Annotated in this window: 12 protein-coding genes; 4 read left to right on the top strand and 8 right to left on the bottom strand. The window is 70.1% G+C overall.

Annotated elements, in window-relative coordinates; all coding sequences use genetic code 11:
- Nucleotides 1-58 precede the first annotated feature (58 nt).
- The gene (locus AB0D99_RS32990) at nt 59-829 is read left to right on the top strand and encodes a phosphatase PAP2 family protein (RefSeq protein WP_362370888.1); all 771 of its coding nucleotides are present in this window, start codon (nt 59-61) and stop codon (nt 827-829) included.
- Between the two features lie 20 nt (nt 830-849).
- Entirely contained in the window at nt 850-1506 is a 657-nt protein-coding gene (locus tag AB0D99_RS32985; protein ID WP_362370885.1) for a hypothetical protein, read from the top strand.
- Nucleotides 1507-1617: 111 nt separating this feature from the next.
- On the opposite strand, the gene AB0D99_RS32980 is transcribed toward AB0D99_RS32985, so the two are convergent.
- Together AB0D99_RS32980 and AB0D99_RS32975 are read right to left on the bottom strand one after the other, a co-directional pair.
- Complete coding sequence (locus AB0D99_RS32980) at nt 1618-3420, bottom strand: glycoside hydrolase family 18 protein (protein ID WP_362370882.1); 1803 nt, start codon at nt 3418-3420, stop codon at nt 1618-1620.
- 67 nt (nt 3421-3487) lie between these two features.
- Nucleotides 3488-3955, bottom strand: a complete 468-nt coding sequence (locus AB0D99_RS32975) for a hypothetical protein (RefSeq protein ID WP_362370879.1) — start codon at nt 3953-3955, stop codon at nt 3488-3490.
- A gap of 285 nt (nt 3956-4240) precedes the next feature.
- On the opposite strand from AB0D99_RS32975, the gene AB0D99_RS32970 reads away from it, so the two are divergent.
- Nucleotides 4241-6544 (top strand): MMPL family transporter, encoded by a 2304-nt coding sequence (locus AB0D99_RS32970; protein WP_362370876.1) that lies wholly within the window; start codon nt 4241-4243, stop codon nt 6542-6544.
- A 21-nt stretch (nt 6545-6565) separates the two neighbouring features.
- On the opposite strand, the gene AB0D99_RS32965 is transcribed toward AB0D99_RS32970, so the two are convergent.
- Genes AB0D99_RS32965 through AB0D99_RS32940 form a run of 6 tightly spaced genes read right to left on the bottom strand, consistent with a single transcriptional unit; the run spans nt 6566 to nt 13754 of the window.
- Nucleotides 6566-7984, bottom strand: coding sequence for an FAD-binding oxidoreductase (locus tag AB0D99_RS32965; protein ID WP_362370872.1), 1419 nt, complete (start codon nt 7982-7984; stop codon nt 6566-6568).
- Nucleotides 7985-8020: 36 nt separating this feature from the next.
- A complete protein-coding gene (locus AB0D99_RS32960; RefSeq protein WP_362370870.1) occupies nt 8021-8815 on the bottom strand; it encodes an ABC transporter permease in 795 nt (264 codons plus the stop codon).
- A complete protein-coding gene (locus AB0D99_RS32955; RefSeq protein ID WP_362370867.1) occupies nt 8815-9750 on the bottom strand; it encodes an ABC transporter permease in 936 nt (311 codons plus the stop codon). The genes AB0D99_RS32960 and AB0D99_RS32955 overlap by 1 nt, the downstream gene beginning before the upstream one ends.
- Nucleotides 9747-10919, bottom strand: coding sequence for an ABC transporter ATP-binding protein (locus tag AB0D99_RS32950; protein ID WP_362370864.1), 1173 nt, complete (start codon nt 10917-10919; stop codon nt 9747-9749). Before AB0D99_RS32950 ends, AB0D99_RS32955 begins: the two co-directional genes overlap by 4 nt.
- A gap of 40 nt (nt 10920-10959) precedes the next feature.
- Nucleotides 10960-12210 carry a spermidine/putrescine ABC transporter substrate-binding protein gene (locus tag AB0D99_RS32945; RefSeq protein WP_362370861.1) on the bottom strand — a complete coding sequence of 417 codons (1251 nt, stop codon included), beginning with the start codon at nt 12208-12210 and terminating at the stop codon, nt 10960-10962.
- A gap of 29 nt (nt 12211-12239) precedes the next feature.
- Nucleotides 12240-13754 carry a gamma-aminobutyraldehyde dehydrogenase gene (locus AB0D99_RS32940; RefSeq protein WP_362370858.1) on the bottom strand — a complete coding sequence of 505 codons (1515 nt, stop codon included), beginning with the start codon at nt 13752-13754 and terminating at the stop codon, nt 12240-12242.
- Between the two features lie 175 nt (nt 13755-13929).
- Here AB0D99_RS32940 and AB0D99_RS32935 point away from each other — a divergent pair, with 175 nt between their 5' ends.
- Complete coding sequence (locus AB0D99_RS32935) at nt 13930-14478, top strand: NADAR family protein (RefSeq protein ID WP_362370855.1); 549 nt, start codon at nt 13930-13932, stop codon at nt 14476-14478.
- Nucleotides 14479-14573: the final 95 nt, after the last annotated feature.

The following is a 14573-nucleotide window of genomic DNA, read 5'->3' as shown; positions in this document are numbered from 1 at the left end:
ATGGCGGGATGGAGTTCCGGCTGTCGGTCCCCCTTTCTCTGCCGTACGGTTTCTGCAGATGAGAGAAACACCCCGCTCACAGGAGACTGCGAGCGACAACAGGGCGGAGCCTCCCCAGCCCCGCCTTGATCGTGCCTTCGCGCACACCACTGGAGCCTCCGGCTCCGGAACTCCTCACCGATCGGATGGCCGCTCGCCCCACACCCCCCGGGGCGCGCGGCGGCCCGGTCAAGGCGGCCTCCCCGGAACCACCCCCCCTGTTCCGGGGAGGCCGGCTGTCTTCTCAGCGGTCCTCGCCCTCGCCCTCGTCACCTGGCAGGTCCTCGTCGGGGGCCCGCTCGCCCGGCTCGACGAACGCCTCTCGCGCGCTCTGGTCGACACCGTCCCCCGGTGGCTCTCCGAACTCGGCGCCGATCTCGGCAACCTGACGGTCGCGCTCCCCGTCCTCGGATGCGCGATGGCGTACGCGGTCCTTCGCGGCCGGCGCGCCGAGGCCCTGTGCGCGGGGGTCACCATGGCCCTCGTACCGGCCCTCGTCATCCCTCTGAAGGAGTGGACCGCCCGCCCGGGCCCCCTGGAGCCCTGGGCCGCGGGCTACTACCCGTCGGGCCACACGGCGACGGCGATGGTGGCCTACTTCGGCGCGGCGCTCCTGGTCTCGAACCGTCTCCTGCCGCTCGCCGCCGTCCTGACGGCGCTGACGGGCGTCGGTCTGATCCTGCGCGGCTACCACTGGCCGCTGGACGTGCTGGCCTCGCTCGCGCTCTGCGTGCCCCTGCTCACCTGGCCCGTCGTCGCCGAGCGGTACGGTCGCCCTTCACGTTCGTGACCGACGATCCGGAGAGCGGGATGACGATTCAACGGCCGGGACTGCCGGGAGACTTGCCGTCCCCGGAGCTGCTGTGGGCGCGCTGGGCCCTCGTCGCCGTACTGGGGGCGACCACCGAGGCGGAGGAGAGGAAGGGGTACAGGACCGGCTGCTGGATCGACGAGGAGGGGCTCCACCTCGACGACTGCGGCTGCACCTGGTGGACGTTCTCCCGTGTGGGCGAGGGCCGGTACGTGCTGTTCGGCGAGGACGAGTCGAGCGGCGTCAAGTGGCACAGGACGCCGATCGACATGCTGGCGGGCGGCCCCGACTGGCTCCCCTACGAGGAGCTGCGCGACCGGCTGGAGGGCAATGAACTGGGCTGCGTCTACTGGTTCGAGAACGGCGCCTGGGACCGCGCCCCGTACCCCGACGACCTGGACGACGACGGCCTCGACTGCGGGATGAGCCGTTTCGTCGACCGTGCGGACGCCCTGGGTCTGCTGGCGGACCACGTCCGGCACGACGTGGACGGGGCCGCCGGGACGCTGATGGACCACGCCGAGGGGTACCGGCTGACGCCGGAGCTGCTGGAGTCCTTCGCCCGGCCCGAGGACGGGAGCGCTCCGGACCTGCCGGCGATGGTCCGGGCCCTGCGCCGGGCGGAGCTGACGGCGCGTACGGCGACCACCGGCTGAACCCGACCGCGCCGCCGCCTCCCCGGAGGCGAGGACGAGGGGTTCACCGTCCGTCCGGCCACGCGAGCGGTCGCGTCGCCGGACGGACGGTCACCGGCCGGGGTCCGGCCGTCAGCTCCAGCGGTAGGCGTCGAAGTTCCGGCTGAACTCCCAGCCGTTGAAGCGGTCCCAGTTGACGGACCAGGTCATCAGGCCGCGCAGCGCGGGCCAGGTGCCGTGCGTCTGGTAGCTGCCGCAGTTCGTCTTCTTCGTCAGGCAGTCCAGGGCCTTGTTCACCTCGGACGGCGTGGTGTGGCCGTTGCCCGCCTGCGTCGAGGCCGGGAGGCCGATGGCGACCTGCTCGGGACGGAGCGCCGGGAAGAAGCGCTCGGCGTTGCCGGCGACCGGGAAGCCGGTGAGGAGCATGTCGGTCATGGCGATGTGGAAGTCCGCGCCGCCCATGGAGTGGTACTGGTTGTCGAGGCCCATGATCGGGCCCGAGTTGTAGTCCTGGACGTGGAGCAGGGTGAGGTCGTCGCGCAGGGCGTGGATGACGGGGAGGTAGGCGCCGGCCCGGGGGTCCTGGCCGCCCCACTGGCCGGAGCCGTAGAACTGGTAGCCGAGCTGGACGAAGAAGGTCTCCGGGGCCATCGTCAGGACGAAGTCGGAACCGTACTTCGCCTTCAGCGACTTGACCGCCGAGATGAGATGGACGATCACGGGGCTGGTGGGGTTGCGGAAGTCGGTGTCACCGGTCTGCAGCGAGAGGGAGTGGCCCTCGAAGTCGATGTCCAGGCCGTCGAGTCCGTACTCGTCGATGATCTTCGAGACGGAGGAGACGAAGGCGTCGCGGGCGGCCGTGGTGGAGAGCTGGACCTGGCCGTTCTGGCCGCCGATGGAGATGAGGACCTTCTTGCCGGCGGCCTGCTTGGCCTTGATCGCCGCCTTGAAGTCCGCGAGGGACTCCACGTTCGGGCATTCGGCGGCCGGGCAGAGGGAGAAGCGGATGTCGCCGGAGGTCACCGAGGTCGGCTCGCCGAAGGCGAGGTTGATGACGTCCCAGGAGTCGGGGACGTCGGCCATCCTGGTGTAGCCGGAGCCGTTGGCGAAGCTGGCGTGGAGGTAGCCGACGAGCGCGTGGGCGGGGAGGTCGCCGCCGCTGCCTCCGCCGCCGGATGTCGTGGTCGCGGAGACGGCCGTGGACTTCGCGGACTCGCCGGCGCTGTTCACCGCCGAGACCTGGAAGCTGTACGAGGTGGAGGGCGTGAGGCCGGTCGCGGTGTACGAGGTGCCGGTGACGGTCCCCGCGAGGGTTCCGCCCCGGTAGACCTTGTACGAGGTGGCGCCGGAGACGGCGGGCCAGGACAGCGGCACGGAGGTGGAGGTCGGGGAGCCCGCGGCGAGACCGGTGGGTGTGGCCGGTATCTGGACGGGGTCTCCGCCGGGGCCGATCAGGGAGATGTCGTCGGCGTGGTAGGCGCCGGTGCCGTACCAGCCGTGGGTGTGGATCGTCACGGAGGTCGTCGAGGCCCCGGTGGTGAACGTGGTGCTCAGCCGCTGCCAGTCGGGGGCGGACTGGGTCCAGGCGGAGACGTCGGTGGTGCCGGTCCCGGACGCGCCGAGGTAGACGTAGCTGCCGCGCACCCAGCCGCTCAGCGTGTAGGCCGAGTTCGGCTTGACCGTGACGGTCTGGGAGCACTTGGCGTGGTCGCTGCCGGCGGGCGTGGCCTGCAGCGCCTTCGTCCCGCCGTGCACGGGTGACGTGACGACGGCTCCGCTGCCCGCCGAGCAGCTCCAGCCGTCGAGACCGGATTCGAAGCCGCCGTTCCGTGCGAGTTCGGAGTCGGCGGCCTGGGCCGCGGGGGTGAGGGAGACGAGCCCGCCGGCGGCGAGCACGCCCGCCAGCAGAAGGGTGAGGGGTCTGGTGCGGTCCACAACTGCCTCCGGGGGTGGGGGAATCGAGGTGGAGCGCGCCACAGCATGGTCCAGACCAATCAAGTGGTCAAGACCTCTGTTCCCCTCGCCTCCGCGCCAGCCGGCCCACCGCCTCGTGCATCGCCAGCTCCAGGAGCGAGGCGTCGTTGAGCGTCCCGCTCCCGTCGGGCGGGATCAGCCAGCGCACGCCGCCGGCCACCCGGCCCGGGTAGGGGACGACGATCCAGGTGCCGCGTCCGGCGCCGCGCACCCCCGTACCGAGCCAGCGCGCGGCCGTGCCGGGCGGCACGAAGAACCCCGTACGGGCCTCACCGAAGTCGGCGAGGACCGGACCGGGCCGAGCCACCAGCCGGGTCAGCACGTCGAGCGTGGGGCAGCCGAGCTCCCCCGACAGGATGAGCACGTCCCAGCGCCTGCCGGCGGGCAACAGAGCCACACCGTGCGGGTTGCGCTCCCATTCCCAGCGGCAGGCGTCGGGATCCGGTGCCACCGATGCCAGCCACTCCACCGCGGTCCTGGCCCCCGAACCGGTCATCGCCTTGGCCTCCATTCCGTGTGCGGACGCGTCGTCCACACGCAGAGAGCGGGGTGGGCGACGATCATTACGCGGGTTCGGGCCACGAGTCGGCAGTGAACTGGGTCACATGGCCACCGACTGGAGTGCGCGGGGGCGCGCACCCGGCGCGTGCACGGGGTCCGACGGGTGCCGGGACACAGCCGATCGGGTGGACGGCGGTGGGCCTGATCGGTGGCTTCCGCCGCTCGCCCGCCCCCGCGTGTTCGGATGGGCCTCCGCGCCGCGCTCACCACGGGAGTTCCCATGCCCTTCCCGCCGTCTTCGGGTACCGCACCCGGCAGTCGAAGCACCGGCAAGAAGGGGCTGCTGTGGCGGCTCGGCGCGTGGTCGGCGCGCCACTTCGTCATCGTCATCGCCGCGTGGATCGTCGGGCTGGCGGGCCTGACGGCCCTCGATCACGCGTACGGCGGCGAGTACTCCGACAACTACGCGCTGCCCGGCACGCAGTCCGCGGAGGGGCTCGACGTGCTGCGGGAGCACGAGCCGGCCGCCGGCGGCTACAGCGCCCAGGTGGTGCTGTACGACTCCGCGAAGCCGCTCACCGAGGTGAGCGACCAGATCTCCGAGGCGGTCACCTCGCTCGGAAAGCTGCCGGACGTCCTGAGCGTGCAGAACCCGCTGCCGGCGCCCGGCACCCCGCCGCCGAGCGTCCCGCCGGGGACGCCGAACCCCGGCCCGCTCTCCACGGACGGCAAGACCGCCTACATCACGATGCGTTTCAGCGTCCAGCCCTCGACTTTCGACGCCTCCTACCTGGACGGCGTGGACAGCGCCGTGGCGCCGCTGCGCGCCGCCGGGGTGGAGGTCGAGTACGGCGGCTCGCTGGGCGAGCTGGCCCGCCCGGAACCCAACGACCGGCTCAGCGAGGCGATCGGGTTCGGGGTCGCGATCGTGGTGCTCCTGATCGGCTTCGGCAGCGTGCTCGCGGCCGTCCTTCCGCTGATCACCGCCCTCTTCGCGGCCCTCTGCGGGCTCGCGGTGCTCGGGCTGCTCGCCGCCGTGTGGACCTTCGCGACCGTCTCCCCGACCCTGGCCACGATGATCGGCATCGGCGTCGGCATCGACTACGCGCTCTTCCTGATCACCCGTCACCGCCAGTTGCTGATCAACGGCGCGGATCCGGAGACCGCCGCCGGGGCGTCGACCGCCACCAGCGGCCGGGCGGTCCTCGTGTCGGGGTGCACGGTCGTCATCGCCCTCTCCGGTCTGTGGGTCTCCGGACTCAGCTTCATCGGACTGCTGGGACTCGCCGCGACGTCCACCGTCGTCACCGCCGTCCTCGGCGCGCTGACGCTCGTCCCGGCGATGCTCGGGCTGATCGGGCGGCGGATCGACAAGCTGCGGGTGCGCAAGCCGATCGCGGAGACCGACATCCAGGACGGCGAGGAGCACGGGGCATGGCACCGCTACGCCCAGCGCGTCGAACGGCGCCCGTGGTGGTTCCTGGCCGCGGGCGTCGTCATCCTGGTGGTGCTCGCCATTCCCATGTTCTTCATGCAGCTCGGGCACATCGGCGACGGAGCCGACCCGAAGTCCTTCACCGACCGGCGCGCCTTCGACCTGATGTCCTCGGCCTTCGGGCCCGGCTCCAACGGGCCGCTGACCCTGGTGATCGACCAGACCTCCGTACCGGAATCCGACCGGTCCGCGCTCGCCTCGCAGGCCCAGAAGGCCCTCACCGACGTACCGAACGCCGCCCTGATCACCCAGCTGAAGCCGACCTCGGACGGGGACGTCCTGATCGCCACCGCCTACTCGGTGGCGGCCCCGCAGGACGAGCGGACCACGGAGCTGAACAACAACCTCGTCGACAACGTCCTGCCCCAGGCCGTCAGCGGCACCCAGGCATCCACGTACGTCACCGGCACGACGGCCTCGCAGGTCGACTTCCTCGACATCGTCTCCAGCCGGCTGCCGCTGATCATCGCCGTGGTCGTCGCCCTGGCGTTCCTCGTCATCCTGGTGGTCTTCCGCGGGCCCCTCGTCGCCGCCAAGGCCGCCATCCTCAACCTGCTGTCGATCGGCGCCTCGTACGGCGTGGTGGTCGCCGTCTTCCAGTGGGGCTGGGGCGGCCCGGCGCTCGGTGTGTCCGGGGACGTGCCCATCGAGAGCTACGTGCCGATGATGATGTTCGCCATCGTCTTCGGTCTGAGCATGGACTACGAGATCTTCCTGCTGTCCCGCGTCCACGAGGCGTGGCTGCGCACCGGCGACGCGAAGGCGAGTGTCGCGCACGCCCTGGAGATCACGGCCCGCGTCATCACCTGCGCGGCGCTCATCATGGTGAGCGTCTTCGCGGCCTTCATCGTCAGCGACAACATCGTCATCAAGATGATGGGGCTCGGTCTGGCCGCGAGCGTGCTCATCGACGCGACGGTCGCGCGGCTGCTGCTGGTGCCGGCCGTGATGACGCTGCTCGGGCCGAAGGCGTGGTGGACCCCGCGCTGGCTGGACCGCATCCTGCCGCACCTGGACACCGAGGGAGAGGGCCAGCTCGCCGAAGTGGGCGGCGCGGACGGCGCGGCGGGGCCACGGAAGACTCCGTGACCCCGCCGGACCGCCGTGGGCTCAGCTGTCGAAGCCCAGGCCCAGGCGGTCCATCGCCTTCAGCCACAGATTGCGCCGGCCACCGTTCTCGTCGGCCCGCGCCATCGACCATTTGGTGATCCCGATGCCGGCCCAGGCGATCGGCTCCGGCGGGAACGGGAGCGGCTTGGAGCGGACCATCTCCAGCTCCGTGCGCTCCGTGCGCTCACCGGCCAGCAGGTCCAGCATCACGTCGCCGCCGAAGCGGGTGGCGCCCACGCCGAGGCCGGTGAAGCCCGCCGCGTAGGCGACCTTGCCCCGGTGGGCGGTGCCGAAGAAGGCGGAGAAGCGCGAGCAGGTGTCGATCGCGCCGCCCCAGGCGTGGCTGAAGCGGACCCCCTCCAGCTGCGGGAAGCAGTGGAAGAAGTGCTCGGCGAGCTTCAGATACGTCTCCGGCCGGTGGTCCATCTCGGCGCTGACCTTGCCGCCGAAGCGGTAGATCGCGTCGTAGCCGCCCCACAGGATCCGGTTGTCGGCGGTGATCCGGAAGTAGTGGAACTGGTTGGCGCTGTCGCCGAGCCCCTGCCGGTTCTTCCAGCCGACGGCGGCGAGCTGCTCGGGCGAGAGCGGCTCGGTCATCAGGGCGTAGTCGTAGACCGGGACGGTGTAGTGCCGGACCCGCTTGACCAGCGAGGGGAAGACGTTGGTGCCGAGCGCGACCCGGCGGGCGAGGACCCTGCCGTACGGGGTGCGCACGCCCATGCCCGCGCCGACCGCGACGAGTTCGAGGCCGGGGGTGTTCTCGTAGATCCGCACGCCGAGGTCGGCGCAGGCCCGCTTGAGGCCCCACGCCAGCTTGGCGGGGTTGAGCATCGCGACGCCGCGCCGGTCCCACAGGCCGCCGAGGAAGGTCGGGGAGTCGACCTCCGCGCGGACCGCGTCGCCGTCGAGCAGGTCGAGCCCGTCCGCGAGACCGAGCCGCTCGATCTCCGCGTACACCTCGGTGAGTTCCTCCACCTGGTGCGGCTCGGTGGCGACGTCGATCTCGCCGGTGCGCTCGAAGTCGCAGTCGAGCGCGTAGCGGGCGACCGCGGCCTCGATGGCGTCGAGGTTGCGCTCGCCGAGCTGCTCCAGCTTCGGCAGCTCGCCCGGCCAGCGGGCGAGTCCGTTGCCGAAGCCGTGGGTGAGGGAGGCGGCGCAGAAGCCGCCGTTGCGGCCCGAGGCGGCCCAGCCCACCTCGCGGCCTTCGATCAGGACGACATCCCTGGAGGGGTCGCGCTCCTTGGCGAGGAGCGCGGTCCACAGTCCGCTGTATCCGCCGCCGACGACGAGGAGATCGCACTTCTCGGTGGCCGTGAGGGCGGGCAGGGCTCCGGGCTTGCCGGGGTCTTCCAGCCAGAAGGGGACGGGCTGGGCGTCGGAGAGAGATTGTGCAGCGAGACGCATGGCGACTGGGGCCATGGTTTCCAACTCCTTCAGGGCTTGCTCAGGTCGTACTCAGCTTGTCGCTGTTTTCTTGCGCCGGTTCGCGACGATCTGTCCGGCTACCACCACCAGTACGGCAATGATGAACATCGCGGTGCCGATGACGTTGATCTGGACGGGCGTGCCGCGCTGTGCCGAGCCCCAGACGAACATGGGGAAGGTCACGGTCGAGCCCGCGTTGAAGTTGGTGATGATGAAGTCGTCGAAGGAGAGCGCGAAGGCGAGCAGCGCTCCGGCGGCGATTCCGGGGGCGGCGATCGGCAGGGTGACGCGTACGAAGGTCTGCACCGGGCCGGCGTAGAGGTCGCGCGCGGCCTCCTCCAGACGGGGGTCCATCGACATCACACGCGCCTTGACGGCCGTCACCACGAAGGACAGACAGAACATGATGTGGGCGATCAGGACGGTCCAGAAGCCGAGCTCGATGCCCATGTTGAGGAAGAGGGTGAGCAGCGAGGCGGCCATCACGACCTCGGGCATGGCCATCGGCAGGAAGATCAGCGAGTTGATCGCGCCGCGTGCCCGGAAGCGGTAGCGGACCAGCGCGAAGGCGATCATCGTGCCGAGGATCACCGCGCCGACCGTCGCCCAGGCGGCGAGCTGGAGCGAGAGCGACAGCGACTCGCACATGTCGGCGACGCCGCAGGGGTCCTTCCAGGCGTCGAGGGAGAAGCGCTGCCAGGCGTAGTTGAACCGCCCGTTCGGCTTGTTGAACGAGAACACCATCACGACGATGTTCGGCAGGATCATGTACGCGAGCGTCAGCAGGCCCGCGATGACGACGAGGTTCCGGCGTACCCAACGCATCAGACCAGGTCCTCCGTTCCCGCACGGCGGATGTAGACGGTGACCATGAACAGCACGATCGCCATGAGGATGAAGGACAGCGCGGCGGCCGTCGGATAGTCGAGGACCCGCAGGAACTGCGACTGGATGACGTTGCCGACCATCTTGGTGTCGGTCGAGCCGAGGAGTTCGGCGTTGACGTAGTCGCCGCTGGCGGGGATGAAGGTGAGCAGGGTGCCGGAGACGACGCCCGGCATCGACAGCGGGAACGTCACCTTGCGGAAGGTGGTGGCGGGCGAGGCGTAGAGGTCCTGCGCCGCCTCGTGCAGCCGGCCGTCGATCCGCTCCAGCGAGGTGTAGAGGGGCAGGATCATGAACGGCAGGAAGTTGTAGGTCAGACCGCAGACCACCGCCATCGGGGTGGCGAGGACCCGGTCGCCCTCGGTCCAGCCGAGCCAGCTGGTCACGTCCAGGACGTGCAGCGCGTTCAGCGCGTCGACCACCAGGCTGTCGTCGGCGAGGATCGTCTTCCAGGCCAGCGTCCGGATGAGGAAGCTGGTGAAGAAGGGCGCGATGACGAGGACGAGCAGGAGGTTGCGCCAGCGGCCGGCCTTGAAGGCGATCAGGTACGCCAGCGGATAGCCGAGGAGCAGACAGAGCAGCGTGGCCGTACCGGCGTACAGCAGCGAGCGGACGAACTGCGGCCAGTACTCCTGGAAGGCGTCCCAGTACGTCTGGAAGTGCCAGGTGACCTCGAAGCCCTTCTCCAGCGAGCCGGTCTGCACCGAGGTGGACGCCTGGTAGACCATCGGCAGCGCGAAGAAGACGAGCAGCCAGATGATGCCCGGCAGCAGCAGCCAGTACGGGACGAGCCGCTTGCGGGTGGAGGGCTTGCGCGTCAGCGGTGCTGCGGCCGGCGCGGTCTCCTCCTCCTTGGTGAGGGTGGAGGTGCTCATCCGGCGTCCTCCACCGTCTCCACGCCCGCGTCGATGTCCTGCGCGGCGTCGAGTCCGAAGGTGTGCGCCGGGTTCCAGTGCAGGACGACCTCGGCCCCGGGAACCAGGCGGGCGTCGCGCTCGATGTTCTGCTCGTAGATCTGGAGCTCCGCCCCCGCCGGCGAGTTCACCACGTACTGGGTGGAGACGCCGATGAAGGAGGAGTCGGCTATCCGGCCGGTGACCTTGTTGCGGCCGTCGGCGATCTTCCCCGCGTCATCGGCGTGCGCGAGCGAGATCTTCTCGGGCCGCACTCCCACGAGGACCTTGCCTCCGGTGCGTACGGTCGCCGAACAGCGGTCCGCGGGCAGCCGGAGCTTGCCGCCGCCCGCCGTCACGACCAGGTCGGAGCCGCCGTGCTCGACGACCTCGGCCTCGATGAGGTTGGAGGTGCCGAGGAAGTTCGCCACGAACGTGGTGCGCGGGTTCTCGTACAGGTCGGCGGGGGCGCCGAGCTGCTCGACCCGGCCGCCGTTCATGACCGCGACCTGGTCGGCCATGGTCATGGCCTCCTCCTGGTCGTGGGTGACGTGGACGAAGGTGATGCCGACCTCGGTCTGGATGCGCTTGAGCTCCAGCTGCATCTGGCGGCGGAGCTTGAGGTCGAGGGCGCCGAGGGGCTCGTCGAGGAGGAGGACCTGCGGGTGGTTGATGAGCGCGCGGGCCACGGCGACGCGCTGCTGCTGGCCGCCGGAGAGCTGGTGCGGCTTGTGCCGGGCCTTGTCCCCGAGCTGGACGAGCTCCAGCATGTCGTCGACCTGCTTCTTGACCGACGTGATGCCCCGTCGGCGCAGACCGAAGGCGATGTTCTCGTGGACGTCCATGTGCGGGAAGAGCGCGTAGGACTGGAAGACGGTGTTGACCGGCCTCTTGTACGGCGGGAGGTCCGTGACGTCCTTCTCGCCGAGGGACACGGTGCCGCTGGTGGGGTCCTCCAGGCCGGCGATCATGCGCAGCGTGGTGGTCTTGCCGCAGCCGGAGGCGCCGAGGAGGGCGAAGAACGAGCCCTGCGGGATGGTCAGGTCGAGCGGGTGGACGGCGGTGAAGGAGCCGTAGGTCTTGCTGATCCCGGTGAGGCGGACGTCGCCGCCGCCCGTGGTCTTTCCCGTGTGAGCAGTCTTGTCAGTCATGGGTTGCGATCCCAGGTTCGTAAGAGGTGGACGACGGTTCTCAGGCACCGATGAGCTTGGCGAACTTCTCCTCGTACGCCGTCTCTTCCTCGCTGGTCAGCGAGCGGAAGGCGTGCGACTTCGCCGCCATGGCCTTGTCCGGCAGGATCAGCGTGTTGTTCGCCAGCTCCGGGTCGATCTTGGTGAGTTCGTCCTTCACCCCGTCGACCGGGCAGACGTAGTTGATGTACGCGGCCAGCTGCGCGGCGACCGGGAGCTCGTAGTAGTAGTCGATGAGCTTCTCCGCGTTGGCCTTGTGGCGCGCCTTCGCCGGGACCAGCAGGTTGTCGCTGGAGGTGATGTAACCGGCGGACGGGATGGCGAACTTGATGTCCGGGTTGTCGGCCTGCAGCTGGATGACGTCACCGGCCCAGGCGAGGCAGGCCGCGAGGTCGCCCTTGTCCAGGTCGGAGGTGTAGTCGTTGCCGGTGAAGCGCCGGATCTGCTTCTTGTCGACGCCCTTCTGCAGCCGGCCGATCGCCTGGTCGTACTCGGCGTCGGTGAACTTCCCCGGGTCCTTGCCCATGTCGAGCAGGGTCATGCCGACGGAGTCGCGCATCTCGGTGAGGAAGCCGACGCGGCCCTTGAGGGAGGGGTCGTCGAGGAGCTGGGTGACGGAGTCGACCTTCTTGCCGCCCGTCGCCTTGGAGTTGTAGGCGATGACGGTGGATATGCCGGTCCACGGGTACGAGTAGGCACGGCCCGGGTCCCAGTCGGGGCGGCGGAACTGCGCGGAGAGGTTCGCGTAGGCGTTGGGCAGGTTCGACGGGTCGAGCTTCTGCGCCCAGCCGAGCCGGATGATGCGCGCCGCGAGCCAGTCGGTGACGCAGATCAGGTCGCGGCCGGTGTCCTGGCCGGCCGCGAGCTGCGGTTTGATCTTGCCGAAGAACTCGACGTTGTCGTTGATGTCCTCGGTGTACTTGACGTCGATCCCGGTGCGCTTGGTGAACGCCTCCAGGGTGGGGCGGGACTTCTCGTCCTCGCTGACGTCCATGTACTCGGTCCAGTTGGAGAAGGCGAGCCGCTTCTCCGTGGCCGAGAAGTCCGTGGACGCGGGGCCGCCCTGGCCCTCCCGCTTGGCCGGCGGGATTCCACAGGCGGTCAGGGCCGTGAGGCCGCCGACCGTGAGCGCGCCGACGCCTCCGGCGCGCAGCATCGAACGGCGGGTGAGGGCGCCCCGGCCGCTCGTCAGACTGCGCCGCATCGCGGCGAGTTGCGCGGGGGACAGGCTGTCGTGCTCGTACTGCTCCATGCGCTGTGCCTCTCGGGGGTTGGGGAGGACTACCGGTCTCCGAAGATCGTGCGGTGCCAGTCCTTCCGGGCCACCGCGGTGTTGTCGTACATCACGTGCTTGACCTGCGTGTACTCCTCGAAGGAATACGCCGACATGTCCTTGCCGAACCCGGACGCCTTGTAGCCGCCGTGCGGCATCTCGCTGATGATCGGGATGTGGTCGTTGACCCAGACGCAGCCCGCCTTGATCTCGCGGGTGGCGCGGTTCGCCCGGAAGACCTCGCGGGTCCAGGCGGAGGCGGCGAGGCCGTAGGGGGTGTCGTTGGCGAGCCGGATGCCCTCGTCGTCGCCGTCGAAGGGCAGGGCCACCAGGACCGGTCCGAAGATCTCCGACTGCACGACCTCGCTGTCCTGCGCGGCGCCGGTGATCAGGGTCGGACGGTAGTACGCGCCGTTCTTCAGCTCCCCGCCCGGGGCCTCGCCGCCGGTGACGACGGTGGCGTAGCCGCGGGCGCGGTCGACGAAGGCGGCGACCCGGTCGCGCTGGGCGTGGCTGATCAGCGGGCCCAGGTCGGTGGAGGGGTCGAAGGGGTCGCCCAGGCGGACGGTCTCCATGAGTTCGGCGACGCGGGCCACGAAGGCGTCGAAGAGCGGGCGCTGGACGTACGCGCGCGTGGCGGCGGTGCAGTCCTGGCCCGTGTTGATGAGCGAGGCGGCGACGGCGCCGTGGGCGGCGGCCTCCAGGTCGGCGTCGTCGAAGACCACGAAGGGGGCCTTGCCGCCGAGTTCGAGGTGGAGCCGCTTCACGGTGGACGTGGCGATCTCGGCGACCCGCTTGCCGACCGCGGTGGAGCCGGTGAACGAGGTCATGACCACGTCCGGGTGGCCCACGAGGTGTTCGCCCGCGGTGCGGCCGGCGCCGTTGACGATGTTGACGACACCGTCGGGGATGCCGGCGTCGGTGGCCGCCTGGGCGAACATCAGCGAGGTGAGCGGGGTGAGTTCGGCCGGCTTCAGGACGATCGTGTTGCCGGCGGCGATCGCCGGGAGGATCTTCCACGCGGCCATCTGGAGCGGGTAGTTCCAGGGGGCGATGGAGCCGACGACGCCGATCGGCTCGCGCCGTACGTACGAGGTGTGGTCACCGCTGTACTCGCCGGCCGACTGGCCCTGGAGGTGGCGGGCCGCCCCGGCGAAGAAGGCGGTGTTGTCGACCGTGCCCGGTACGTCGAACTCGGTGGACAGCTTGATGGGCTTGCCGCACTGGAGGGACTCCACGCGTGCGAAGTCCTCGGCGCGCTCGGCGAGGACCCCGGCGAACCGGTGCAGCGCGTCCGAGCGCTCGCCGGGGGTGGCACCGGCCCAGCCCGGGAACGCGTCCTTCGCGGCGGCGACGGCGGCGTCGACGTCCGCCGTGGAGGCGAGTGCGTAGGTGTGGACGCTCTCGCCCGTGGACGGGTCGACGACGCTGTGTTCCTCACCCGAGGTCCCGGGCCGCAGACGCCCGCCGATGTACTGTGCGCCGTCCGCGAAGCGGTCCGTCACCTGGAAGCGGTTGCCCATGACGCTCTCCGTTGTTCCAGCTCGAATTGAGTGCCGATCCTGACAGAGCTCCACCAGGCCAACAAGTGATTCCGTTGTTGCCTTTTGGTTACGCGACGGAATCGGTCGACCATGTGTCGAGGGGTCGGCACAATGACAGTACGGAGTGTCCGTGGCGACTGCCAGAATCCCGTGCATGGGGACGATCGACACGCTGACGGAGCAGGTCAGCAAGGGTGAAAAGGTCAAGTGGCTGCACTTCTGGGGACACCGGCCGAGGCCGGACGGGCAGCTCTCGGCGAGCTGTCTGAGCCAGTGGTGGGAGTCACCGTTCGAGGTCGGCGGAGTGCGGTACGCGACGGCCGAGCACTGGATGATGGCGGCCAAGGCCCGGCTCTTCGGGGACGAGGAGGCGGAGCGGGCCGCGCTGTCGTCCCGGACGCCCGCGGAGGCGAAGAAGGCGGGGCGGCTGGTGCGGGGGTTCGACGAGACGGTGTGGGAGCGGGAGCGCTTCGGGATCGTCGTCGAGGGCAGCGTCCACAAGTTCGCCTCCGACGCCGCGCTGCGGGCGTTCCTGCTGGGCACCGGCGGCCGTGTCCTGGTGGAGGCGAGCCCGCTGGACCGCGTGTGGGGCATCGGTCTCGCCGCCGACGACCCGCGTGCGACGGACCCGGCCCGCTGGCGGGGGCTGAACCTACTCGGCTTCGCACTGATGGAGGCGCGCGAGCGCCTGCGCGCCGGCTAGTCTTCTGAGTCAGGAATTCTGTTCAGATATGAGGCGAGGCGTTCGAGGATCTCGTCCGCGGTCTTGGTCCAGATGTAGGGCTTGGGGTCGGTGTT

The sequence above is a fragment of the Streptomyces sp. NPDC047971 genome, assembly GCF_040653355.1.
In the GTDB taxonomy this organism is placed as follows: Bacteria; Actinomycetota; Actinomycetes; order Streptomycetales; family Streptomycetaceae; genus Streptomyces.
Note: the sequence above shows the minus strand (reverse complement) of the source record. Positions and strands in the feature narration are given on the sequence as shown.